At 70.2% G+C, this 24,296-nt stretch carries 19 protein-coding genes and 2 pseudogenes; 8 read left to right on the top strand and 13 right to left on the bottom strand.

Features of this window, described 5'->3' with window-relative positions; translation table 11 throughout:
- Positions 1 to 6 precede the first annotated feature (6 nt).
- The 3 genes from OAW74_RS10985 to OAW74_RS10995 are packed head-to-tail and all read right to left on the bottom strand — an operon-like array spanning position 7 to position 4,237.
- Positions 7 to 1,389 (bottom strand): pyridoxal phosphate-dependent decarboxylase family protein, encoded by a 1,383-nt coding sequence (locus OAW74_RS10985; RefSeq protein WP_262874404.1) that lies wholly within the window; start codon positions 1,387 to 1,389, stop codon positions 7 to 9.
- Entirely contained in the window at positions 1,386 to 3,095 is a 1,710-nt protein-coding gene (locus tag OAW74_RS10990; RefSeq protein ID WP_262874405.1) for an amidase, read from the bottom strand. The genes OAW74_RS10985 and OAW74_RS10990 overlap by 4 nt, the downstream gene beginning before the upstream one ends.
- Complete coding sequence (locus OAW74_RS10995; protein ID WP_262874406.1) at positions 3,092 to 4,237, bottom strand: agmatine deiminase family protein; 1,146 nt, start codon at positions 4,235 to 4,237, stop codon at positions 3,092 to 3,094. The genes OAW74_RS10990 and OAW74_RS10995 overlap by 4 nt, the downstream gene beginning before the upstream one ends.
- A gap of 66 nt (positions 4,238 to 4,303) precedes the next feature.
- Here OAW74_RS10995 and OAW74_RS11000 point away from each other — a divergent pair, with 66 nt between their 5' ends.
- Positions 4,304 to 4,927, top strand: coding sequence for a TetR/AcrR family transcriptional regulator (locus OAW74_RS11000; protein ID WP_262874407.1), 624 nt, complete (start codon positions 4,304 to 4,306; stop codon positions 4,925 to 4,927).
- A 7-nt stretch (positions 4,928 to 4,934) separates the two neighbouring features.
- Here OAW74_RS11000 and OAW74_RS11005 read toward each other — a convergent pair whose 3' ends face one another.
- A complete protein-coding gene (locus OAW74_RS11005) occupies positions 4,935 to 5,450 on the bottom strand; it encodes a MarR family winged helix-turn-helix transcriptional regulator (RefSeq protein ID WP_262874408.1) in 516 nt (171 codons plus the stop codon).
- An 87-nt stretch (positions 5,451 to 5,537) separates the two neighbouring features.
- Between OAW74_RS11005 and OAW74_RS11010 the strand changes: the two genes are divergently transcribed.
- Both OAW74_RS11010 and OAW74_RS11015 read left to right on the top strand, forming a co-directional pair.
- Positions 5,538 to 6,116 carry an NADPH-dependent F420 reductase gene (locus OAW74_RS11010; RefSeq protein WP_262874409.1) on the top strand — a complete coding sequence of 193 codons (579 nt, stop codon included), beginning with the start codon at positions 5,538 to 5,540 and terminating at the stop codon, positions 6,114 to 6,116.
- 61 nt (positions 6,117 to 6,177) lie between these two features.
- On the top strand, positions 6,178 to 7,023 hold the full coding sequence (locus OAW74_RS11015) for a VOC family protein (RefSeq protein WP_262874473.1): 846 nt from the start codon (positions 6,178 to 6,180) through the stop codon (positions 7,021 to 7,023).
- 104 nt (positions 7,024 to 7,127) lie between these two features.
- Here the strand turns inward: OAW74_RS11015 and OAW74_RS11020 are convergent, their stop codons facing one another.
- The 5 genes from OAW74_RS11020 to OAW74_RS11040 are packed head-to-tail and all read right to left on the bottom strand — an operon-like array spanning position 7,128 to position 13,264.
- Entirely contained in the window at positions 7,128 to 8,507 is a 1,380-nt protein-coding gene (locus OAW74_RS11020; protein WP_262874410.1) for an NAD(P)/FAD-dependent oxidoreductase, read from the bottom strand.
- Positions 8,507 to 9,934, bottom strand: a complete 1,428-nt coding sequence (locus tag OAW74_RS11025; protein WP_262874411.1) for a gamma-aminobutyraldehyde dehydrogenase — start codon at positions 9,932 to 9,934, stop codon at positions 8,507 to 8,509. The genes OAW74_RS11020 and OAW74_RS11025 overlap by 1 nt, the downstream gene beginning before the upstream one ends.
- A complete protein-coding gene (locus OAW74_RS11030; protein ID WP_262874412.1) occupies positions 9,931 to 10,299 on the bottom strand; it encodes a cupin domain-containing protein in 369 nt (122 codons plus the stop codon). Before OAW74_RS11030 ends, OAW74_RS11025 begins: the two co-directional genes overlap by 4 nt.
- The gene (locus OAW74_RS11035) at positions 10,296 to 11,660 is read right to left on the bottom strand and encodes an aspartate aminotransferase family protein (RefSeq protein WP_262874413.1); all 1,365 of its coding nucleotides are present in this window, start codon (positions 11,658 to 11,660) and stop codon (positions 10,296 to 10,298) included. Before OAW74_RS11035 ends, OAW74_RS11030 begins: the two co-directional genes overlap by 4 nt.
- A gap of 50 nt (positions 11,661 to 11,710) precedes the next feature.
- Positions 11,711 to 13,264 (bottom strand): CoA-acylating methylmalonate-semialdehyde dehydrogenase, encoded by a 1,554-nt coding sequence (locus tag OAW74_RS11040; RefSeq protein WP_262874414.1) that lies wholly within the window; start codon positions 13,262 to 13,264, stop codon positions 11,711 to 11,713.
- A gap of 151 nt (positions 13,265 to 13,415) precedes the next feature.
- Here OAW74_RS11040 and OAW74_RS11045 point away from each other — a divergent pair, with 151 nt between their 5' ends.
- Positions 13,416 to 15,020 (top strand): PucR family transcriptional regulator, encoded by a 1,605-nt coding sequence (locus OAW74_RS11045; RefSeq protein ID WP_262874415.1) that lies wholly within the window; start codon positions 13,416 to 13,418, stop codon positions 15,018 to 15,020.
- Positions 15,021 to 15,166: 146 nt separating this feature from the next.
- Here the strand turns inward: OAW74_RS11045 and OAW74_RS11050 are convergent, their stop codons facing one another.
- Positions 15,167 to 16,594: an HNH endonuclease gene (locus OAW74_RS11050; RefSeq protein ID WP_262874416.1), complete on the bottom strand. Its 1,428-nt coding sequence runs from the start codon at positions 16,592 to 16,594 to the stop codon at positions 15,167 to 15,169.
- A 121-nt stretch (positions 16,595 to 16,715) separates the two neighbouring features.
- The gene (locus OAW74_RS11055; protein WP_262874417.1) at positions 16,716 to 16,988 is read right to left on the bottom strand and encodes a helix-turn-helix domain-containing protein; all 273 of its coding nucleotides are present in this window, start codon (positions 16,986 to 16,988) and stop codon (positions 16,716 to 16,718) included.
- Between the two features lie 89 nt (positions 16,989 to 17,077).
- Between OAW74_RS11055 and OAW74_RS11060 the strand changes: the two genes are divergently transcribed.
- The 4 genes and pseudogenes from OAW74_RS11060 to OAW74_RS11075 all read left to right on the top strand — a co-directional run bounded on the left by OAW74_RS11060 (position 17,078) and on the right by OAW74_RS11075 (position 21,834).
- A complete protein-coding gene (locus OAW74_RS11060; RefSeq protein ID WP_262874418.1) occupies positions 17,078 to 17,710 on the top strand; it encodes an SAM-dependent methyltransferase in 633 nt (210 codons plus the stop codon).
- Between the two features lie 116 nt (positions 17,711 to 17,826).
- A complete protein-coding gene (locus OAW74_RS11065) occupies positions 17,827 to 19,281 on the top strand; it encodes an Eco57I restriction-modification methylase domain-containing protein (protein ID WP_262874419.1) in 1,455 nt (484 codons plus the stop codon).
- A pseudogene (locus OAW74_RS15530) lies at positions 19,274 to 19,540 on the top strand (restriction endonuclease); the annotation flags it as partial. The gene OAW74_RS11065 and the pseudogene OAW74_RS15530, both read left to right, overlap by 8 nt.
- A gap of 677 nt (positions 19,541 to 20,217) precedes the next feature.
- Entirely contained in the window at positions 20,218 to 21,834 is a 1,617-nt protein-coding gene (locus tag OAW74_RS11075; RefSeq protein WP_262874421.1) for a hypothetical protein, read from the top strand.
- A gap of 25 nt (positions 21,835 to 21,859) precedes the next feature.
- On the opposite strand, the pseudogene OAW74_RS11080 reads toward OAW74_RS11075, so the two are convergent.
- Positions 21,860 to 23,448 (bottom strand): annotated as a pseudogene (locus tag OAW74_RS11080) (catalase).
- A 218-nt stretch (positions 23,449 to 23,666) separates the two neighbouring features.
- The gene (locus OAW74_RS11085; RefSeq protein WP_262874422.1) at positions 23,667 to 24,215 is read right to left on the bottom strand and encodes a cysteine hydrolase family protein; all 549 of its coding nucleotides are present in this window, start codon (positions 24,213 to 24,215) and stop codon (positions 23,667 to 23,669) included.
- Positions 24,216 to 24,296 lie beyond the last annotated feature (81 nt).

Below are 24,296 nucleotides of genomic sequence, written 5' to 3' on the forward strand. Positions count from 1 at the left end.
GGCCCGCTACTGCATCGTGTCGAGGATGGCCGTCAGGTGCTCGAAGGTCGTGCGGGGGTTGAGGATCGCGAACCGTGCGTTGGGGCGGCCGCGGTGCGAGCTCGGCACCACGAACGCGTGCTGGCGGTCGAGCAGGCCCGTCGACCAGCGGTCGTAGTCGGCCTTGCTCCACCCGTCGCGCTCGAAGACGACGACGCCCAGCTGCGGCCGGCGCACGAGGGTGAGCCCGGGGCGGCGCTCGATCTCGTCGGCGATGCGGGTGGCCAGGTCGACGGCGGCGGTGATCGCCTCGCGGTAGACGGCGGCGCCGTAGGTGGCCAGCGAGAACCAGATCGGCAGGCCCCTGGCGCGTCGCGTGAGCTGCACGGCGTAGTCCGACGGGCTCCAGTCGGCCGTCTCGGTGAGGGTGTCGAGGTATTCGGCGTGCTGCGTGTGCGCGGCTCGGCCACGCTCGGGGTCGCGGTAGATCAGGGCGCACGCGTCGAAGGGGGCGAACAGCCACTTGTGCGGGTCGACGATGAGCGAGTCGGCGTGCTCGACGCCGGCGAACAGGTGCCGCGTGCGCGGCGAGAGCATCGCGGCCAGGCCGTAGGCGCCGTCGATGTGCAGCCAGACTCCTCGGTCGCGGGTGACCTCGGCGATGCCGGCGATGTCGTCGACGATGCCGAAGTTGGTCGAGCCGGCCGTCGCGACCACGGCGAACACGCTGTCGCCGTGCTCGTCGAGCGCGGCGCGCACGGCCTCGGGGCGCAGCATCCCGTCGTCGCCGGTCGGCACTGCGACGATCTCGACGTCCATGACGCGGGCTGCCGACGCGATCGAGGAGTGCGCTTCGGCCGAGCAGACGACACGCCAGCGGTCGGGCGTCGCTGGTCCCTGAGCCTGTCGAAGGGCCCGCGACCGCGCGGCCTCGCGGGCCGCCACAAGCGCCGAGAGGTTGCCGAGCGTGCCGCCCTGCACGAACACGCCGCCGGCACCCTCGGGCAGACCGAACTCGGCGGCGAGCCAGCGCAGCACCTCGTTCTCGGCGTGCACGGCGCCCGCCCCTTCGAGCCACGACCCGCCGTAGAGCGAGCTGGCCGACACGACGAGGTCGAACGCGGCGGCCGCCTTGGAGGGCGCAGACGGGATGAACGACAGGTACTGCGGGCTGTCGGTCGTGATGCAGGCGGGGGCCAGCACGTGCTCGAACACCGAGATCGCCTGGCGTGCGCCGATGCCCTGCTCGTCGATCGTGCGACCGGCCGCCTGGACGAGTTCGTCGGGCGTGAGCGGCTTGTCGAGCGGAGTGTCTTCTGCGAGCAGCCGGGTGCGCGAGTAGTCGAGCACGATGTCGACGATCGCGCGGGTCTCGTCGGTGATCTCGTGCATGCGGGCGGCGTCGGTCATGAGGCTCCCTGGTCGGAGAGGCGCGGAGTGCGCGGCGGCGGGATGCGGCGGCTGCCGGTCGCCTCGAAGGCGGCGGCCAGGCGCAGCAGCGCCGTGTCATCGTAGGCACGTCCGGCGAAGGTGAGGCCCACCGGCATGCCGATATCTGCCATGAGGCCCATCGGCACGGTGACGGTGGGGATGCCGAGGTGGCGGATCGCGAGGTTGCCGTTGGCGACCCACGTGCCGTTGCGCCAGCCGAGGTCGGCGCCGGCCGCATCCACGTCCATATCGGCAGGGCCGACGTCGGCGACGGCCGGGAAGACGACGGCGTCGAGGCTCTGGGCATCGAGCCACTGCTCGAGGTCGACCTGCCGCGTGCGCTCGAGTCCGCGCAGGCCCTCTTCGAGCTCGGGCATGTCGTCGAAGCTCGCGTCGGGGTGGTCGCGCACCCAGTCGGGGTATTCGGCGATGTCGTCGTCGAAGCCCGTGTAGCGGTCGGGCAGCGCGCCGGGTGGCGGCGGGAAGATGGCGGCGCCGTCGACGGCGGCCAGGGTGTTCAGCCCGGGGTCGCCGTTGGCCCGCAGGAAGTCGTCCCACGCCCACGCCGACAGATCGACGATCTCGCGGTGCAGGAACTCGGGCGTGACGAACCCGCGGGTCGCGATCGTCGGCGCCCATGGACGGTCGCCCTCGTAGTTGCTCACCACCGGGAAGTCGACCTCGACGACCTCGGCGCCGGCCGCCTCGAGGTCGCGCCGCGCCTGCTGCCACAGGTCGAGCACGCTCGCGCGGGTCTGGATGCGCCGGCCGGTCGGTCCGCCGATGCCCTCGCCGTCTGGCGCGTCGTCGCCGTTGATGTACATGCGGGGGATGCCGATGCGCGCCCCTCGGAGCGAGGCGTCGGCTGCCAGCGCCGGGTACGCCGAGGGGCGGATGCTGCTGCTCGCCGGGATCTCGACCCACGGCTGCACGCGCCAGAAGTCGCCCCGGGTGTCGGGGTCGTCGGCGACGATCACGTCGAGCACGTCGAGCAGGTCGGCCATCGTGCGGGTGTGCGGCACGACGACGTCCATCGTGGGAACGAGCGGCCAGTTGCCCCGCACCGAGATCACGCCGCGCGAGGGCGTGTAGGCGCACAGTCCGTTGCTGCTGGCCGGCCCTCGGCCGCTCGACCAGGTCTCTTCGCCGAGGCCGAACGCCGCGAAGCTCGCCGCCGTCGCCGTGCCCGAGCCGTTCGACGAGCCCGAGGCGAAGGGGGCGGTGAGGAAGTCCGCGTTGTACGGGCTCTCGGCGCGACCGTAGAGGCCGCGCTGCATGCCGCCGTTGGCCATCGGCGGCATGTTGGTCAGCCCCAGGCAGATCGCGCCGCCCGACCGCAGACGCTCGATCGTGAACGCATCGCGCTGGGCGACGAGCTCGGCGAAGGCGGGCGAGCCGGCGGCGGCGGTGAGGCCCTGCACGAGGTACGAGTCCTTCGCCGTGTAGGGGATGCCGTCGAGCGGCCCGAGGCTCTCGCCGCGGGCGCGGCGGGCGTCGGATGCCGCGGCTTCGGCCCGCGCGTCGGGATTGTGCACGACGACGGCGTTCAGCTTCGTCTCGGTGTCGGGGCCGTCGTATGCCGCGATCCGCATGAGGTACGCATCGACGAGCTCGACGGCGGTGGTCTCGCCGGATTCGAGGGCGGCGCGCAACTGTGCGATGGACGCTTCGATGACGTCGATCATGCGAGGTCACCCCGTTTCGTCTCGTCGCTGCGCTCCTCGCTCAACGCCCGGGGGGTGCGGGGGGAAGCATCGGGCGTTGAGCGAGCGAAGCGAGACGAAACGTCGGTGTGCGCAGTCTCGACCGCCGGCTGCTGCTGCGTGATGCAGTGGATGCCGCCGCCCCGGGCGAACAGCGGCCGGGCGTCGACGGTCACGACCTCGCGCCCCGGATACGCCTCCGCCAGGATCGCGCGGGCGGCAGCATCCGCCTGCTCCTCGCCGAACCCGCAGGCGATGACGCCGCCGTCGACGACGAGGTGGTTGACGTAGCTCCAGTCGACGAAGCCCTCGTCGTCGCGCACGGTCTCCGGCGCCGGCAGGTCGACGATCTCGAACCGGCGTCCGGCGGCGTCGGTCTGCTCCGCCAGCAGCGCGCGCAGCTCGGCCGAGACGGCGTGGTCGGGGTGCGCCGCGTCGCGCTGGTCGTGCAGCAGCAGGCGCCCCGGCGACGGGATCGTGGCGACGATGTCGACGTGCCCGTTCGTGCCCATGTCGTCGTAGTCGCGGGTGAGGCCGCGGGGCAGCCACACGGCGTGGGTCGCGCCGATCGTGCGGGCCATCTCGGCCTCGACGCGGGCGCGGTCGGCGAATCGGTTGCGGTGGGGGTCGAGCTGCACCGTCTCGGTGAGCAGCACCGTGCCCTCGCCGTCGACGTGGATGCCGCCGCCCTCGTTCACGAGCAGCGAGCTGACGAGCTCGGCTCCCGTTTCGGCGGCGATGAGCCGCGCGTGCTCTGCCGACAGGCGCCAGTCGGCCCAGTCGGGGGCGCCCCAGCCGTTGAAGATCCAGTCGACGGCGCCCAGGCGCCCGGTCTCGTCGTCGACGACGAAGGTGGGGCCGTGGTCGCGCATCCAGAACTCGTCGACGGGCGCTTCGATGATCTCGACCTCGCCGGGCAGCATCCGCCGCGCGCGGGCGAGTTCGCTGGGGTCGACGAGCATCGTGAGCTTCTCGAAGCCGGCGACGGCCGTTGCGACGGCCGTCCACGCGGCGTAGCCCTCGTCGCGCAGCGCGGCGGTGTCGCCGAGGGTGTGCCCCTCCCGAGGGAAGGCCATCCAGATGCGCTCGTGCGGCGCGGTCTCGGCGGGCATGCGCCAGGCCATCGCGTTCTCCTCGTTCGGCGGGTAGTGTATTGATCGAGCGATCAATAACGAGAGGGTAACCAGCCGATGGCCGCCACGTCAACTGCCCGCCGGGTGCGCAAGAGCCCGGCCGAGCGTCTCGACGAGGTCGCCGAGGCCGCCCGCGCGATCGCGCTCGCCGACGGTCTCGGCGCCGTGACGCTGCGGGCCGTCGCGGCGCGCATGGGTGTCGCCTCGGGCCTGGTCGCCCACTACGCGCCCAGCATGGACGACCTCGTCGCCGACACCTTCGCGGCGATCGTGGCGGCCGAGCTGCGCGAGGTCGAGCTGGTGATCGCGTCCGGCGCGACGGCGACCGACCGCCTGCGGATGCTGCTGCACACCGTGCTCGACGGATCGCGCGACGACATCGGGCTGGTCTGGGTGCAGGCCTGGGCCGCGGGTGCCCGCAACGACGCCCTGGCCGCGCAGGTGCGGGCGCAGATGGACGACTGGCAGGGTGTCATCGAGCGCGAGATCAGCAGTGGCGTGGCTGCGGGGGAGTTCTCGGATGCTGTGGCCCCGGCATCGGTCGCCTGGCACCTGCTCGCGATGATCGACGGGCTCAACGCGCACTCGCTGGTGCGGTGGGGGCAGCATCCGGATCAGACGACCCTCGTGAAGCGGTCGCTCGAGGCGCTGCTGGGCCTCGCGACGGGCTCGCTGGGCTGAGGTCGGGTCAGCTCGGCGTCGCCGCGACCGGGTCGGCTGCGCACACCTGGCCGTCGGCGGTGATCTTTATGCGGCCGTCGGGGTCGAGCTTGCCGAGGATCGCGTAGGAGAGGTCGGCGAGCCGGTCGACGCCCGCATCGTCGAGGCCGTCGAGGATGAGCCGGCGCACCGCCGCATCGTAGAGCGGGCGGGCTGCGGCGTAGGCGTTCACGCCGGATGCGGTCAGCACCGCATTGGTCGCGCGCCCGTCTTCGAGGCATGCGGCGCGCTCGACGAGCCCTTTGCGCTCGAGGCCGGTGACGACCCGCGACAGCCGAGGCAGGCTCGCGTTGGTGCGGGCCGCGAGGGCGCTCAGGCGCAGTCGGCCGAGCTCCGCCTCGTGCAGCGCCTCGAGCAGCGTGAACTCGAACGAGGTGAGTCCGACCGCGGCCAGCTCTTTGTCGAGGGCCGTCGGCAGCAGTTCGAGCAGCGCGTGCAGGCGCGCGATCGCGACCCGCTCGGGCTGTCTCAGGGTGCTGTCCATGGGCTCAGTCTAGCAAAACTTGCACCTTTAACTAAATGGGCCTACCGTGATGCTTGTACCTACAACCAATCCACTCAGGAGGTCATCATGACGAGCTTCACCGTCTTCGGAACCGGCAACATGGCGAACGCGATCGGCGGCGTGGTCGCCAAGGGCGGCAGCGACGTGCAGTACATCGCGCACGCCGAGTCGGGCTCGGCACAGATCACCGGCGACGTCGTCGTGCTCGCGGTGCCGTACGCCGCCCTCGCCCCGATCGCCGCCGCCTACGGAGAGCAGCTCAAGGGCAAGACCGTCGTCGACATCACCAACCCGCTCGACTTCTCGACCTTCGACGCGCTCGTCGTTCCCGCGGGCTCTTCCGCCGCTGCCGAGCTGCAGGCGCTGCTGCCCGAGAGCCACGTGCTCAAGGCGTTCAACACCAACTTCGCCGCGACCCTCGTCGCCGGCACCGTCGGCGCCGCGACCACCACCGTGCTCGTGGCCGGTGACGACGCCGACGCGAAGGCGGCGCTCATCGCCGCCGTCGAGGCCGGCGGCCTCGCGGGCGTCGACGCCGGTTCGCTGCGTCGGGCGCACGAGCTCGAAGCCCTCGGCTTCCTGCAGCTGACCCTCGCCGCGGGTGAGAAGATCGGCTGGAACGCCGGCTTCGCCCTGGCCAGCTGAGAACCGCCGTCGAAAGGGGGACGCCGTGATCACCGAGACCACGCTCAGCGCCGACACCGCGATGGATGCCGTCACCCTGCGGGTCGGCGACCTCGAGCTGATGTCGTCGTACTACGCGAACGCGCTGGCGCTCGAACCGATCGCCGAGAGCGCGCGGGGCGCCGAGGTGCACCGCGTGCTCGGGCGCGGGACGACGCCGATGGTGCGGCTCGTCTCGACTCCGGGGCTTCCCGCCGTCGACCCGCGGCAGGCGGGGCTGTACCACACGGCGTTCCTCTTCGACGATGAGCCGTCGCTCGCAGCGACCGTCTATCGCGCGGCGCGCGACCCGCGCAGCCGCTTCACCGGGTCGGCCGATCACCTCGTCAGCGAGGCCTTCTACTTCACCGACCCCGAGGGCAACGGCATCGAGCTGTACGTCGACCGCCCACGATCGGCCTGGACGTACGGCGACGACGGCGAGCTGAAGATGGACGTGCTGCGGCTCGACCCGAACGCCTATCTGCAGGCGCACCTCACCGAAGACGCCCTCGCGCACACCGCGGCGCGGGCCGGGCGCGTGGGGCACGTGCACCTGCAGGTCGGCGACATCCGCACCGCGCGCGAGTTCTACATCGACGGTCTCGGATTCGAGACCACAGTGGCCTCGTACCCGGGGGCGCTCTTCGCCTCGGCGGGCGGCTACCACCACCACATCGCGATGAACACGTGGCAGTCCCGCGGCGCGGGCCCCCGGGCGGCGAGCCTGGGCCTCGGCGATGTCGCGATCACGGTGCCCGGTCGCGAGGATCTCGACGCGCTCGCCGCGCGGCTGCGGGATCGCCGCATCCCGTTCGCCGACGACGGCCGCGCGATCCGCGTGACCGACCCCTGGCAGACCCAGGTCACAGTCGCCCCGGCGATCTGATCCCCCCTCCCTCCCGCAACTTGGCACCTGTCGCCGCTTGCGGGCGCACTTTGGCGACCGTTAGTGCCAACTTGCGGGAAGGAGGGAGGGCGGATGCTGGCGGCTCAGCGGCCGGAGACCCAGTCGGCGATGCGGGCAACCGGCGAGGTGGTGGCCCGGCCGCGCGCCTCGTGCGCGTCGGCGAGGTGGTAGGCCCCGTAGATCGCCTGCACGGCGAGCCAGCGCAGCGGCTCGGGCTCCCACTTGCGTGCGCGATGCCCGACCCAGGGCAGCGACACGAGGTCGGTGTCGCGGTCCAGCACGAGGTCGGCGAGCGTGCGGCCGGCGAGGTTGGTGGTCGCCACCCCCGTGCCGACGTATCCGCCGGCCCAGCCGAGGCCCGTCGCCCGATCGACCCCGACGGTGGGCGACCAGTCGCGCGGCACCCCGAGCACGCCCGCCCACGCATGCGCGATCGGCACGTCGGCCGCCGCGGGGAAGAACCTCCGCAGCAGCCCCGTGAGGTTCTCGATCGTGCGCTGCTGCGTTCGGCCGTCGGTGTCGACCCGCGAGCCGTAGCGATAGGGCACCCCGCGCCCGCCGAACGCGATGCGATCGTCGGCGGTGCGCTGGGCGTACATGTAGACGTGGGCGAAGTCGCCGAGCGTCTCGCCGCGGCTCCACCCGATCTCGTCCCAGAAGTCCGCCCGCAGCGGCTCGGTCGCGATCATCGACGAGTTCATCGGCAGCCACGTGCGGTGCTCGCCGGCGAGGTCGGCGGTGAACCCCTCGGTCGCGCGGATGACGTGCGCCGCCGACACGGTGCCGCGGTCGGTGATCGCCCGCCCCGGTTCGATCACCCGCACGGTGGTGTCTTCCCAGATCTCGACGCCGAGCCGCTCGACCGCCTCGGCGAGCCCGCGGGCGAGCTTCGCCGGATGGATGCTGGCGCAATGCGGATGCCAGATAGCCCCGGTCGCCCCCGCCACCCGCAGCCGCGCCGCGACCTCTGCGGCGTCCCACCGCTCGGCGTCGGTGTGCGGCCACGACGACTCGTCGGCGTAGGCCGCTTCGAGCCTCGCCTGCTGCGCGGCGCCGCGGGCGACCTCGAGCTCGCCGCCCTTGCGGATGTCGGCGTCGATGCCCTCGGCATCCGCCACCCTGATGACCTCGTCGACCGTGTCGTTCATGGCCGCCTGCTGGCGCGCGCCGCCGTCGCGGCCGTACTGCGCGCGGCCGCCGGTGACCGAGTTGGTGAGCCAGCCGCCGTTGCGCCCCGACGCGCCGAAGCCCGCGAAGCGGCGCTCGAGCACCGCGATGCGCAGGTCGGGCTGCAGGGTCTTCAGGTAGTACGCGGTCCACAGCCCGGTGTAGCCGGCTCCGACGATCGCCACGTCGACCTGCCGGTCGCCGGGCAGTGCGGGCCGTGGGGTCGGCAGCCCGAGCTGCTGCCACCAGAACGAGACGCCGCCGTTGGCGACGGCATCCGCATCCGCTGGCGCCATCACGCCAGGCTCGACATGACGTGCTTGATGCGCGTGTAGTCCTCGAAGCCGTAGACCGAGAGGTCTTTGCCGTAGCCGGAGTGCTTGAACCCGCCGTGCGGCATGTCGGAGACGAACGGGATGTGCGCGTTGATCCACACGCACCCGAAGTCGAGGTCGCGCGAGTAGCGCATCGCGCGGCCGTGGTCGCGGGTCCACACCGACGAGGCGAGCGCGTAGGGCACGCCGTTGGCGAGGTCCAGCGCCTGTTCTTCGGTCGTGAACGGCTGCACCGTGAGCACGGGGCCGAATACCTCCTGCTGCACGATCTCGTCGTCCTGCCGCACGCCCGTGACGATCGTCGGGGCGAAGAAGAACCCGCGGTCGCCCACGCGCGCGCCACCCGTGGCGACGGTCGCGTGGTCGGGCAGGCGCTCGATGAAGCCGGTCACCCTGGCCAGCTGATCGGCGTTGTTGACCGGTCCGAAGAACACGTCGGGGTCGTGCCGGTCGCCGGTCTTGGCGGCCGATTCGGTCTGCGCGACGAGCTTCGCGACGAAGGCGTCGTGCACCGACTCGTGCACGATGACGCGCGTGGCGGCGGTGCAGTCCTGGCCCGCGTTGAAGAACGCCGCCGCGACGATGCCTTCGGCCGCGGCATCGAGGTCGGCGTCGTCGAACACGATCGCCGGCGCCTTGCCGCCGAGTTCGAGGTGCACGCGCTTGAGCTGCTTCGCGGCGGCCTCGGCCACCTGCATGCCGGCGCGCACCGATCCGGTGATCGCGACGAGCTGCGGCGTCGGGTGGTCGACGAGTGCGGCGCCGGTCGAGCGGTCGCCGAGCACGACGTTGAGCACGCCGGCGGGCAGCACCTCGGCGGCGAGCTCGGCGAGGCGCACGGTGCTCAGCGGCGTCGTCTCGCTGGGCTTGAGCACGACCGTGTTGCCGGCGGCGATCGCCGGGGCGATCTTCCAGATGGCCATGTTCAGCGGATAGTTCCACGGCGTCACCTGCGCCACGACGCCGATCGGCTCGCGGCGCACGAACGACGTGAAGCCCTCCGCGTACTCGGCGGCGGCGCGGCCGTCGAGATCGCGAGCGGCGCCCGCGAAGAAGCGCAGCTGGTCGACCGACTGGTCGATCTCGTCGGCGACGAGGCTCGCGCGGGGCTTGCCGGTGTCTTGCGACTCGAGGTCGGCGAGCTCATCGGCGTGCGCCTCGAGCGCGTCGGCCAGCCGGAAGAGGGCGAGCTGCCGCTGCGCGGGAGTGGCCGCCCGCCACGTGGGGAAGGCGGCGGATGCTGCCGCGAACGCCTCGTCGACCTCTGCGGCCGTCGAGATCGGGGCGGTGCCGTAGACCTCTTCGGTGACGGGGTCGACGAGGTCGTAGACCTCTCCGGCGGAGGCGACCGATCGGCCGCCGATGACGTTGCGCAGGGTCTCGGTCATGCCCCCGCCCCCACGACGTAGACCTTGCGGAGGGTGCGCCGAACCGCCCAGCGCGTGCGGGTGCCGGCGGTCAGGCGGCAGACGACGCCTGCGCGCAGCTCGGTGCGCTCGGTCACGAGGCCGCTGCCGTCGAGCACCTCGACGACGGCTTCGCCGGCGAGCACGACGAACACCTCGTCGACCTCGACGTCGTACATGGCGCCGACGCCCAGCTCCCACACACCCACCTCGGCGTCGCCGACGGTGAACAGGGCCGCCTGCCCGACCGACGGCTCGCCGCCGGCGTTCTGGTCGGCGGGGACGGGGAAGCGGGGGAGGGCGAGCTCGAGCGCGTCGACGCGGGCGACGGCGATGGGGTCGCTCACGAGACGTACTCGTCGGCGACGTCGAGGGCCGCGTCGATGATGTCGAGGCCGCGCACCAGCTCGTCCTCAGTGATCACGAGGGGCGGTGCGACGTGCACGCGGTTGAAGTGCGTGAACGGCCACAGGCCCGCCTTCTTGCAGGCTGCGGCGACCGCGGCGACGGGTGCGGCATCCGCCCCCGCCGCATTGAAGGGCACGAGGGGTTCGCGGGTCTCGCGGTCGCGCACGAGTTCGATCGCCCAGAACAGGCCCATGCCGCGCACCTCGCCGATCGACGGGTGCTTGGCGGCCATCGCGGCGAGGCGCGGCGCCACGACGCGGTCGCCGAGGTCGCGCACGCGCTCGAGGATGCCGTCGCGCTGGAACACCTCGAAAGTCGCGACGCCCGCGGCGCACGCGAGCGGGTGGCCAGAGTAGGTGAGGCCGCCGGGGAAGCTCACGGTGTCGAAGTGGCTCGCGATGCGGTCGCTGATGACGACGCCGCCGAGGGGCACGTAGCCGGAGTTGATGCCCTTGGCGAAGGTGATGAGGTCGGGCACGACGTCGAACGCCTGGAAGGCGAACCACTCGCCCACGCGGCCGAAGCCGACCATGACCTCGTCGGCGATCATGACGATGCCGTACTTGTCGCACAGGGCCCGGACGCCTGGGAGGTAGCCGGGCGGCGGGATCAGCACGCCGTTGGTGCCCACGACCGTCTCGAGGATGATCGCGCCGATCGTCGAGGCGCCCTCGAGCACGATGGTCTGCTCGAGGTGCTCGAGCGCGCGCTCGGCCTCCTGCTCGGGGCTCGAGGAGTGGAACGCCGAACGGTAGGCGTAGGGGCCGAAGAAGTGTGCAACCGATCCGTCGGCCGGCTCGTTCGCCCAGCGGCGGGGGTCGCCGGTGAGGGTGATGGCCGTCGAGGTGTTGCCGTGGTAGCTGCGGTACATCGACAGCACCTTGCGCTTGCCGGTGACCAGACGCGCCATGCGCACAGCGTTCTCGTTGGCGTCGGCGCCGCCGTTGGTGAAGAACACCTTGCTGAAGCCCTCGGGCGCGACCTCCGAGATGCGGCGGGCGAGGTCGCCGCGCACGTCGTTGGCGAGCGCCGGCTGGATCGTGGCGAGGCGCCCGGCCTGCTCCTGGATGGCGGCGACGAGATCCGGATGCTGGTGCCCCAGGTTGAGGTTGACCAGCTGGCTCGAGAAGTCGAGGTAGCTGTTGCCGGCGTAGTCCCAGAAGGTCGAGCCCGCGCCGCCCGCGACGGGGAGCGGATCGATGAGGGCCTGCGCGCTCCAGGAGTGGAAGACGTGGCCGCGGTCGTTCGCGCGCACCTGCGCGTCGGTGTCGAGGTCGGCTGCGGGTTCGGTGAGGGTCATGGTCTTCTCCGGTCGTTGAGCGAGGAGCGAAGCGACGAGTCGAAACGCGGTCAGTTGTTCTGCGGGAAGCCGAGGTTGATGCCGCCGTGGGTGGCGGGGTCGAGCCAGCGGCTGGTGACGGCCTTCTCGCGGGTGAAGAAGTCGAACCCGTGCACGCCGTAGGCCTTCGCGTCGCCGAACAGCGACTTCTTCCACCCGCCGAACGAGTGGTAGGCGACCGGCACGGGAATGGGCACGTTGATGCCGATCATGCCGACCTGCACCTCGCTCTGGAAGCGGCGGGCGGCTCCGCCGTCGTTGGTGAAGATCGCGGTGCCGTTGCCGAACTGGCCGGAGTTGATGAGCTCGAGGCCCTCTTCGTACGAGTCGACGCGGACGACCGAGAGCACCGGGCCGAAGATCTCCTCGGTATAGGCGCGGCTCGTGGTGGGAACGTGGTCGAGCAGGGTCGGGCCGAAGAAGAACCCGTCTTCGTGGCCGTCGACCTGAAGGCCGCGGCCGTCGACGACGACGGTCGCGCCGTCGGCCTCGGCGATGTCGACGTACGAGGCGACCTTGTCGCGGTGCACGTCGGTGATCAGCGGTCCCATATCGGGCTCGGCGCCGTTCTGCCCCGCGCCGTTGCCGATGGTCAGCTTGCCGATGCGGTCGGTGATTTTCTCGATGAGCTCGTCGGCGACGGGCTCCACCGCGAGCACGACTGAGATCGCCATGCAGCGCTCGCCTGCCGCACCGTAGCCGGCGTTGACGGCCGAGTCGGCGACGAGGTCGAGGTCGGCATCCGGCAGCACCAGCATGTGGTTCTTGGCGCCGCCGAGGGCCTGCACGCGCTTGCCGTGCTTCGACGCGGTCTCGTAGATGTACTGCGCGATCGGGGTCGAGCCGACGAACGAGATGGACTGCACGATCGGGCTCTCGAGCAGCCCGTCGACGGCGACCTTGTCGCCCTGCAGCACCGTGAACACGCCGTCGGGCAGCCCCGCCTCCTTCCACAGCTGCGCCAGCCACAGCGACGACGAGGGGTCTTTCTCGCTGGGCTTGACGACGACGGAGTTGCCGGCCGCGATCGCGATCGCGAAGAACCACATCGGCACCATCGCGGGGAAGTTGAACGGGCTGATCACGCCGACGACGCCGAGGGGCTGCTTCAGGGAGTACACGTCGATGCCGGTCGACGCGTTCTCGCTGTAGGCGCCCTTGATGAGGTGCGGGAATCCGGTTGCGAGCTCGACGACCTCTTGGCCGCGGAGGATCTCGCCCATCGCGTCGGAGAGCACCTTGCCGTGCTCGGCGGTGATGATCTGGGCCAGCTCGCCCTTGCGCGAGTTCAGCAGCTCACGGAACGCGAACAGCACCGCCTGGCGGCGCGCGATCGAGTAGCCGCTCCACACGTCGAAGCCGCGCTGCGCCGAGGCGAGCGCCTCGTCGATCTCGGCCTGGTCGGCCAGTGCCACGGTGGCCTGCACGGCGCCGGTGGCGGGGTTGAACACGGGGGCGGTGCGACCGCTCGTCGACGGACGCTCTGCGCCGTCGATCCAGTGCGAGATGGTGCAGATGTCGGCGGCCGATTCGGCGGCGGCGGGGCTCGAGTCGGTGATGCTCATGGGGATCCTCCGTCTGGATGCTGTGGGGTGGGGCTTCGTGGATGCGCCCCGCGCGACTCGGACAGATCGACCGACGTCGCTTAGGCTGTGCGAGTCCCAGTGTGTCAGAGGGAAGGGCCGCCCACAGGTGGACGATCGTCATGAAGAATCTGTGATCCGGACGGATCGTCCGACCCTCGGTGTCGCGTTGCCGACGGTGCGAGAGGTGCTCGCGCTGGAGGCGTTCGGCGTGGGGGTGCCGGAGGTGCTCGTCGGCGACGAGGCGCTCGATGCCCGCGTGCGCTGGGCGCACGTCTCCGACAGTGCGGGGGTCGCGCGCCTGCTCGACGGCGGCGAGCTGCTGCTGTCGACGGGGTCGGGCTGGCCGTCGGAGCCGGCGGATCTCGTCGCATTCGTGGCGGGGCTGGCTTCGGCGGGCCTGTCGGCGCTCGTACTCGAGCTCGGCACGCACTACCGCTACGTGCCCGCCGTGGTCGTCGAGACGGCGCGGGCGCACGGCCTGGCGCTTGTCGCGCTGCACCGCGAGGTGAAGTTCGTCGCACTCACCGAGGCGGTGCACAGTCGCATCATCCTCGAGCAGACGGCGGCGCTGCGAGCCCGCGACGAGGTGCGCGAGCGGTTCACGGCGCTCGCGCTGCGCGGGTCGCCGGCAGATTTCGTCGTGCACCAGCTCGCCCAGACCCTGCAGGCGCCCGTCGTGCTCGAGAACCTCGCCCACGAGGTGGTGGCCGCCGATGTGCCGCTGGCGATGGAGGAGGAGCTGTTCACCCGGTGGGAGGTGCGCTCTCGCATCGCTCATCGGGAGCGCGCCGTGGAGTCGGGGCCCGAGGAGTGGCTCATCGTGCCGGTCGAGGCGCGAGGCACGCGATGGGGTCACCTCGTGGCGCTGCCGGGGCCGCCGCACGCGGCCGGCCGGGCGGCGGTGCTCGAGCAGGGCGCGATCGCTCTCGCCCTCGGGCGCCTGGCCGACGGCGACGGCGATGAGTGGGGTCGCATCGGACGGCGCCAGCTCGTCGACGGTCTGCTCGCGGGGCGCTTCGCGGGCCCGGCGGGGGCTGCGGCGCGGCTCGAAGCGGCGGGGCTGCCGGTGGAGGGTTCGCGGCTCTACGGCATGGTGGCCGCGGGCGCGCCCGTGACCGCGGAAGCCGTCGATGCGGCGGCCCGCGCACTCGGCGGTCGTGCGCTGGCGGGGTCGGCGCCGGCGGGAGTGGGCGCGCCGGCCGCCGTGCTGCTGGTGTCGCTGCCCGTGCGCGAGCAGTTCGACGACGCGGCGGCGCGCGCGTTCGCTTCGGCGCTCGCGCCCGATGCCGCGCGCCTGGTGCTGTCGGTGGGCTCGCGCGCCGAGGGCTTCGAAGCCGGGCTCATGTCGCTGCAGGAGGCGATCGATCTGGCACGAGGGCGCATCGCGCGGGCCGAGCGGGGGCCGGTCGTGCGCCGGGCCGACGAGCGACCGCTGGCCCGGCTCGTCACGTCGCTGCGCGATGATCACCGCCTGCTCGATCACGGCGAGCGGATGCTGGCGCCCCTCATCGAGTACGACCTCGGTCGCGGCGGCGACCTGCTCGATGTGCTGGGTGCGATGGTCGCGCATCCGGGCAACCGCACGGCCGCGGCATCCGCTTCGCATCTGTCGCGTTCGGTGTTCTACCAGCGCATCGCGCTCATCCAGGACCTGCTGGGCGCCGACCTCGACGACGGCGAGGTGCAGGCGGCGCTGCACCTGGCGCTGCTGGTGCGGCGGTCGGCGGCGCGCTGACCGGTGGGCCGGTGGGCCCCTGGGCCGGTAGGCCATTGGCGGGTGGGCGATGTGACTGGGCCGGTGGGCCGGTGGCCGGCGGGCGGTGCAGCTGAGGTGGTCGGGCCGGTGCGGCTGGCTGAGTTCGGCGGCCGCGACCCCGCCGGTCAGAACGGGGGTGGGGGGTCGGGTGGGTCGCCGGGTGGTGCGTCTGCTCCCTGGACGGTGGTGAACATGAGGGTGCGGGCGGGGGTGTCGGGGTAGACGCGTCCGGTGGGGCTGGTCCATTCGAGTACGCCGCCGGGGAGTTGTCGGACTTTCCATGCGGTGTGGTGTTTGAGGACGTGGTGCCCTTCGCAGAGGTGGGCGAGGTTGCAGGCTTCGGTGCGCCCGCCTTCGACGTGGGCGAAGGTGTGGTCGAGGTCGCACCGCCAGACGGGCTGTCGGCATCCGGGGAATCGGCAGTGTTCGTCGCGGGCGGCGAGCAGTCGCCGCAGCGAGGCCGGCGGGCGGTACTGATCGACGGCTCGCACGCAGCCGGTGCCGTGATCGGTGAACAGTCGCATCCACACGTGGGCGTGACCTGCAAGTCTGCGGGCGGTGTCGGGGTCGATGGGGCCGTGCCCGATCAGCTCTGCCGGTTCGTCGCCGTCGCCGGTGAGGGTCGCGGCCGGCGCGGTGATCTGCACGCGGGCGTGGATCGCCCGCGCTTCGGGCACCGAGGCGGCAGAGACTCCGGCGGTTGCGTGGCCAGTGAGCAGGAGGTCGGCCAGCACGTCGGCGCGCACTTCGCTGAGGGTGCGGGTGTCGCGGAGTGCGGGTTCGGGGGTCGCGTTCGCGGGGCCGCCCTCGGCGCCCTCACCGCTCGCGCCTTCCAGATCGTCGAATCCCTCGAGCGTGGCGGTGCCGGCAGCATCCGTCTTGCGGGCCTCGATCACCGCCTTGGCTTGTTGGGTGAGGCGGTCGAAGATGCCGTGTGCGATGACGGTGGGTTGCAGGCTCCACAGTTCGCTCATGCCGTCGTCACCGTCGCGCAGTCGCACGTCGCGGTCGCGGCGGGCGAGGTCGTGGCGTTCCTGCAGAGGGATCGGATCGATGCGCTGGGCGAGCATCCGCAGCAGCGGGCGCGCCCGGCCCGGGGTCTCCCGCCGGCAGATGCCCAAAGCCTTCTGCTCGAACTCGGCGCGTGCCTTCGGGTCGCCGATCCGGGACCCCGTGTCGAGGATCGCGACGATGTGTCCGCGTTCGATCTGGCCGCCGGCGAGCGCGGTGAGTGTATCGGGGAAGTCATCGGCGAGCATCGCCGCCTCGGCGAGCCGTGCCTGGATCGTGCGATCCGACGCCCGCACCGCGCACGCGAGCTCGGCGGCGATCTCGCGAAGGGGCAGGTCGGTGGTGCGGGAGTCTGCGGAGGCGACGCGGGCGCGACGCACGGTCACCAGGTTCATCGCCTCGGAGAGCGCCACAGACTCGGCCGCCTCGGCCGCAGCCTTGGCGCGCCGGGCTTCGACGAAGCGCGTCGTGAGCTCATCGAGCAGCCGCGCTTCGGCGTCGGAGAACCCGGGTGAGGGCGTCGGTTCGCTCGAGCTGGTCATACATCCAGTTTGCCGAGGGCCTCCGACATTCCGATCAGGACAAAGACCAGATCAGGATCCAAAACTGTGGACAATTTCGCTCGCTCCCCAGTTGTGGAGGAACAGTGCCCCGCCCGGGCCCTCAGCCCGCCTTGCGCCCCCGCTCCGCGGCGGCTCCGAACAGGTCGAGCGTGAGCCCTTCGAGCAGGTAGCCCGGCTCCACGTCGAGCGCGTCGGCGAGGCGCACGAGCGTCTGGATGTTCATCATCGCCCGCCCGCTCTCATAGCTGCGCAGGTTCGACGAGTCGATGTCGGCGCGCACCGCGAGCTGGTCCTGAGTGAGCGTGTAGCGCCTGCGAGTGTCGGCGACGCGGCGGCCGATGTGGGCTGCGGCGGCTGACGGGACTCGAGGCACCGTTCCAGCGTCACGAACACCGGTCGCTCGTGCCAGGGCGCATGTCCACGGGTACAAGTACACTCGATCCGACTTGGGATGGGAGTGTCGTGGCCGACGAGAAGCTGGTGAAGTCGCGCCGTCGCGTCGCCGACCACGGAGAGGTCTTCACCCCGCGGTGGCTCGTCGACGACATGCTCGACCTGGTCAAGAGTGAGACCGAGCGCATCGACTCGCGGTTTCTCGAGCCCGCGTGCGGCTCGGGCAACTTTCTCGTGCCGGTGCTCGAGCGCAAGCTCGCCGCCGTGCAGGCGCGCTACGGCGGCAGCGATTTCGAGAAGAGGCACTACGCCCTCTTCGCGCTCATGTGCATCTACGGCATCGAACTGCTGCCCGACAATGCGGCCGAATGTCGCGAGAACCTCGCGGGTACTTTCGCCCGGTACCTGAAGACCGATGCCGTCGCTGCCGAAGCCGCCCGCACCGTGCTGGCCGCGAACATCGTGCAGGGCGACGCCCTCGCCATGACCGATGCCGCCGGCGACCCCATCGTCTTTCCCGAGTGGGGCTATCTCGGCCGAGGCCGCTACCAGCGCCGCGACTTCCGCTTCGATGCGCTCACGCAGCGCTCCGCAGCATCCGGCACGCTCTTCGATGCGTTCGAGGAGCACGAGATCTTCACGCCGGTGCGCACCTACCCCGCCATCACGATCGACGAGCTCGCGAAGGAGTCGTCGCGATGACGACAGTGGATGCTGCCCCCTTCTCGCTCGCGCGCACGCACAACCCCGACGTGCTCACGTGCATCGCGAACCTCTCCAACGACGAGGTGTTCACGCCGCCCGAGCTCGCGAACCAGATGCTCGACACCCTCGAAGCGGCGTGGGCGGAGGCCAACGGCGGCAAGGTCATCTGGGCCGATCCGAACGTGACGTTCCTCGACCCGTTCACGAAGTCGGGCGTCTTCTTGCGTGAGATCGTGTCTCGGCTCACGCACGGCCTCGAGTCGGTGATCCCCGACCTGCAGCAGCGGGTCGATCACATCCTCACGAAGCAGGTGTTCGGCATCGGCATCACGCAGCTGACGGCGCTGCTGGCCCGCCGCAGCGTCTACTGCTCGAAGGACGCGACCGGCCCCCACTCCGTCGCGAAGGGCTTCGACCGCGACTGGGGCAACATCTGGTTCGAGCGCACCGAGCACACCTGGGCCGGCGACAAGTGCGCGTACTGCGGTGCCGCACGGGCCATTCAGGAGCGCGGCGACGAGCTCGAGACCCACGCCTACGCCTTCATCCACACCACCGACCCGCGGGCGCTGCTCGCGACCATGTTTGGAGCCGACGTGCAGTTCGACGTCATCATCGGCAACCCGCCCTACCAGCTCGACGACGGCGGCCATAACAACTCCGCGGCGCCGATCTACCAGCACTTCGTGGAGAACGGCTTCGCGCTGGAACCTCGTTTCGTCGTGCTCGTGACGCCGTCGCGTTGGTTCGCCGGCGGAAGAGGGCTCGACAAGTTCCGCGATCGGATGCTTCATTCGCACCGGATCCGGCAGCTCGTCGACTTTCCCAAGCTCTACGACGGATTCCCCGGTGTGAAGATCCGTGGCGGAGTCTCGTACTTCCTCTGGGATCGTGACAATGAGGGGCCCTGCACCATCCAGACGATGTGGGACAACGTGCCCCTGGGTGCGCCGGCGACGCGCGATCTCGATGCGTATGACGTGCTCGTTCGACGCAACGAGGCCGTCTCCATCTTGGAGAAGGTGCGCGCGAGGCATGAGCGGACGCTCGATAAGCGAGTGTCTGCAGGCAAGCCGTTCGGGCTTCGCACTTTTTTCCATGGCAAGCCCAGCAAGGACGGACTGGCCGACCCGGTGATGCTCTTTGGGTCGCAGAAGATCTCATGGATCGAGCGGAGTGAAGTCGAGCAGCATGGTGCCTGGGTAGACCAGTGGAAAGTGCTGATGACAGCGGTGCAAGGCACCAGTGCCGCCGTCGAGACCAAGTTTCTCAGTCGCCCCATTGTCGCCGGCCCGGGCACGGCATGCAGCGAGACCTACCTCGTGGCGGGGCGATTCGAAGACGAAGCAACGGCAACACGGTACGCGGACTACCTGCGATCGCGGTTTCTTCGATTCCTCGTCTCGCTGCGCAAGTCGACCCAGCACGCAAACCGAGATGTGTACTCCTTCGTTCCGGATCTTCCACTTGACGAAGATTGGACTGACGAGAAGCTCTACGCGCGCTACGGCCTGACCGAAGACGAGATCGCGTTCATCGAGTCACAGGTCGCGCCCCACGATGCCTAAGCCCCTCGACGAGCTCCTGCCGCTCAAGCCCGACGCCCGCCTGCGCATCTACGCGTACTCGATCCAGGACGACGCGCACGAGGGGCTGCTCAAGGTCGGGCAGACGACGCAAGACGTCAAGGTGCGGGTCGCGCAGCAGCTGAAGACCGCGGCGATCGAGAACTACCAGATCGTGCTCGACGAGCCGGCCGATCGCGACGACGGGAGCGTCTTCCGCGACTTCGACGTGCGCGAACGACTTAAGCAGAAGGGTCACGCCAACCCGAAGCTCGAGTGGATGCGCTGCACCGTCGACGATGTGCTGACCGCGATCGGCGAGCTGCGCTCGGGCAAGAGCTTCACCGGCACCCACCACGCGACCTTCCCGATGCGCGCCGAACAGCAGGCCGCAGTCGAGAAGACCCTCGACTACTTCGAGTCGATCTGGAGCGAAGACTCCGACGCTGTGCCCGAATTCCTCTGGAACGCCAAGATGCGCTTCGGCAAGACGTTCACGACCTACCAGCTCGCGAAGCGGCTGAAGGCCACGCGCATCCTCGTCATGACGTTCAAGCCCGCGGTCGAAGACGCGTGGGACACAGACCTCAAGACCCACGTCGACTTCGACGGCTGGCAGTACCTCTCGCGCAAGACCGGAGGCAGCCCCGCAGACGTCGACCCCGAGCATCCACTCGTCTTCTTCGGCTCGTTCCAAGACCTGATGGGCCGCGACGCGGCAGGCAACTTCAAGGCCAAGCACGCGTGGCTGACCGAGCTCACGTGGGACCTCGTCGTGTTCGACGAGTACCACTTCGGCGCGTGGCGGGATGCCGCCAAGGAGCTCTTCGAGGGCGAAGACGACCGGGCCAAGAAGAAGGCGACAGAAGACGAGTCAGCAGAGACCTCGAGACCTTCGCCGAGAACCTCGAAGAGACGGGTCTGTCAGAGGACGCGTTCGTGCCGATCAAGGCGCGCTCCTACCTCTACCTCTCGGGCACCCCCTTCAAGGTGCTCAAAGACGGCCGGTTCATCGAAGAGCAGATCTTCAACTGGACCTACACCGATGAGCAGCGTGCGAAGGCCGCGTTCGCGGCGCAGCATCCGTCGTCTCCGAACCCGTATGCGGCACTCCCCGAGATGCGTCTGCTCACCTACCAGATGCCCGACGAGCTCATCGCGATCGCCGGGGAGGGCGAGTTCGACGAGTTCGACCTCAACGCGTTCTTCGAGGCGCGCCCCGTTTCGTCTCGCTCCGCTCGCTCAACGCCCGGGGGTGAATTCGAGTTCGTGCACAAGGGCGACGTGCAGAAGTGGCTCGACATCATCCGCGGCTCGTATCTGCCCACGCAGATCGATGCGATGAAGACCGGCACGCGGCCGCCCTTCCCCTATTCCGACGTGCGGCTCCTGCCCTATCTGCAGCATTCGATCTGGATGCTGCCGCGCACCGCCTCGTGTGCGGCCATGGCGAGTCTGCTCGCCGAGCCGCAGAACGCGTTCTGGCACGACTACACCGTCGTCAACGTGTCGGCGCCCGGCATCGGTGTCGGCCTCGATGCGCTTCCGCCGGTGCGCGAGGCGATCGGCAACGGCCACGACACCAAGACGATCACGCTCACCGTCGGCAAGCTCACGACCGGCGTCACGGTGCCGGCGTGGTCGTCGATCCTGATGCTGCGCAACCTCCAGGCGCCAGAGACCTACTTCCAGGCCGCCTTCCGCGTGCAGTCGCCGTGGACGATCCGAAACCCCGAGGGCGACGATCCGTCGCGCGAAGAGATCCTCAAGCCGGTGTGCTTCGTCTTCGACTTCGCGCCCACGCGGGCGCTGCGCCAGATCAGCGAGTACGGCGTGGGCCTCGCCCCCAAGGAGCGCAACCCCGAGAAGGCCGTCGAAGACCTCGTCGGCTTCCTGCCCGTTCTCGCCTACGACGGCTCGCACATGACCCAGATCGATGCGGGCCAGATCCTCGACATCGCGATGGCCGGCACCTCGGCGACCCTGCTCGCCCGCAAGTGGGAGTCGGCGATCCTCGTCAACGTCGACAACACGACGCTGAAGAAGATCATGGCCTCCGAGGCCGCGATGGCCGCCGTCATGAACATCGAGGGGTTCCGCGCGCTCGGCTCGAGCGTCTTCGAGACGGTCGTCAACAAGAGCGAGGCGGTGTCGAAGACCAAGAAGGAGAAGGGCGACGAGCTCACCCCGGCCGACAAGAAGCAGCTCACGGCGGAGGAGAAGGAGTACAAGTCCAAGCGCAAGCAGATCCAAGAGAAGCTCATCAAGTTCGCCACGCGCATCCCGGCGTTCATGTACCTCACCGACTACCGCGAGAACACCCTCTACGACGTCATCACCAAGATCGAGCCCGACCTGTTCAAGGCCGTCACCGGTCTCACGGTCGCCGACTTCGACCTGCTGGTCTCGCTCGGCGTCTTCAACGCGGGGCACATGAATCAAGCCGTCTTCGCCTTCCGCCGCTACGAAGACGCGTCGCTGTCGTACACCGGCATCGAGTCGCACCAGGGGCTGCGCCGCTACGGCCTGTACGACACCGTCGTCGCGGTGGAGTGAACGAGGGGGAGTCGGTCTCCCGCCCTCACCCCGCGTTCGTGTCCGTCTCCACGATCGGCTCCGACGCGTCGTCGCGCGCGGCGTCGGGCTGGCCGCCCGGGCCGCCGAGGTCGGCTCCGGCGCGCACGAGCTTCTCGATCTGGGCGCCGGTGTCAGCATCCACCGCCTTCCAGTACAGGAACGCGCGCTCGAGCACATCGCCCTTCACGCCGCCCAGCAAGTGCCCCGCGACGGTCTTGACGAACGCCGCGCGCTGCTGGTCGTCCCACACCTCTCGCACCAGGGCGCCGGGCTGCGAGAAGTCGTCGTCGTCGGGGCGCAGCGTGTAAGCCTGGCGCACCATGGCGCCGTCGGCCTCCCACCCCGGCTCGACTTCGCCCACGTGGTCGGCATAGCCGCGGCCCTCGGAGTTCGGCGCATACACCGGGGCGTCGCCGGTGTGGTCGTAGGCCATCGGCCCGTCTTTCGTGTAGGTGTTCACCTCGACGTGCGGGCGGTTCACCGGCAGCTGCAGGTAGTTCGCTCCGATGCGGTGCCGGTGCGTGTCGGCGTAGGCGAACGCGCGGCCCAGCAGCATCTTGTCGGGCGAGAACCCGATGCCCGGCACGAGCGCCGACGGCTCGAAGGCGGCCTGCTCGATCTGGGCGAAGAAGTTCTCGGGGTTGCGATCGAGCGTCATGCGGCCCACCTCGATCAGCGGATAGTCTCCGTGCGGCCACACCTTGGTGAGATCGAAGGGGTTGAGCCGGTAGGTCTTGCCCTCCTCGTAGGGCATCACCTGCACCGACAGCGTCCATGAGGGGAATTCGCCGCGCTCGATCGCCTCGTACAGGTCGCGACGGTGGAAGTCGGCATCCTCTCCCGCGATGCGGGTCGCGTCGTGGTCGGTCAGGCCCTCCACGCCCTGATCGCTGTGGAAGTGGTACTTCACCCAGTGCTTGTCACCCGCCGCGTTCACCCACATATAGGTGTGCGAGCCGTAGCCGTTCATATGCCGATACGACTTCGGGATGCCGCGATCGCCCATCAGATACGTCACCTGGTGCGCCGACTCGGGGTTGAGCGACCAGAAGTCCCACTGCATGTGGTTGTCGCGCAGGCCGCTGCCGCCGCGGCGCTTCTGCGAGCGGATGAAATGCGGGAACTTCATCGTGTCGCGGATGAAGAAGACCGGGGTGTTGTTGCCGACGAGGTCATAATTTCCCTCCTCGGTGTAGAACTTCAAGGCGAAGCCCCGAGGGTCTCGCCACGTATCGGGCGAGCCCTGCTCGCCGGCGACGGTCGAGAAGCGGGCGAGCATCTCGGTGCGCGCCCCGGCTGGAAGAGCCCCGCCTTCGTGTAGGCGCTGACGTCTTCGGTCGTCTCGAAGAATCCGAATGCGCCGGATCCCTTCGCATGCACATTCCGCTCGGGCACGCGCTCGCGGTTGAAGTGCGCCATCTGATTGAGGAAGTGCACGTCGTGCAGCAGGATCGGCCCGTCCGGGCCGAGCGTGAGCGAGTTGCGATCGCTGGGGGCGGGCGCGCCGGTGTCGGTGGTCGAGCCGAGCTCGGCCTCGGCCGAGGGTGCAGTCTTGATCGAGGTGCCGTCGGTGGGCTGGGGGATCTCAGGCATGACACCGACGCAACCACTCGGGCGCCGGCCGGTGAAGGGGCTTGCGCAACGGGGGCCGGGCGCGTAGCGGCACACCCGCGTTTCGTCTCGCTGCGCTCGCTCAACGCCCGGGGTGGGTCGTTTCGTCTCGCTGCGCTCGCTCAACGCCCGGGCTGTGGGGTCCGGGCGTTGAGCGAGGACGCCCGCAGGGCGCCCGAGACGAAACGGGGTGAGCCGGGTCAGAGAGCGGCGATCGCCTGGGCGGCCGGCACCACCTCGGCGTAGCCGTCGGCCAGGCCCGCCATGAACGCGGCGTGCACCGTGGCGCCGGGGATCACCTCGCCGCCGAACTCCAGATCGGGCGCCGCGCACGCGTCGTGCGCGACCGTGACGGTGTAGCCGTGCTCCACGGCCGAGCGCACCGTCGAATCGACGCACATGCTCGACATCATCCCGCAGACCACGAGCGCGTCGGCATCGAACTGCTCGAGCTGCGCGTCGAGTCCCGTGCTCACGAACGCGTTCGGGTCGTCCTTCGTGATGACCGGCTCGTCGCCGCGCGGCGCGACGAGCGGATGGATCTCGACCCCGGCCGTCCCCGGCCGCATGAAGGGGGCATCCGGCGCATCCCACACGTGCTGGACGTGCACGATCGGCTGCCCCGCCGCGCGGAACGCCTCGAGCAGCTCACGCGCCCGCTCGGCCGCCGCGACCGGGCCGACCAGGGGGTGGGCGCCCCCGGGGAAGTAGTCGTTCTGGATGTCGATGATCACGAGCGCAGTCGCCATGTCAGGAGCGTATTCGACGCGGATGCTGTGCGCCCGCGCCGCCCGCGATGACGCGTGTGTGACGCCGCGGTTTGACGAAGT

It is taken from the genome of Microbacterium fluvii (genome assembly GCF_025515205.1).
Taxonomy (GTDB): domain Bacteria; phylum Actinomycetota; class Actinomycetes; order Actinomycetales; family Microbacteriaceae; genus Microbacterium; species Microbacterium fluvii.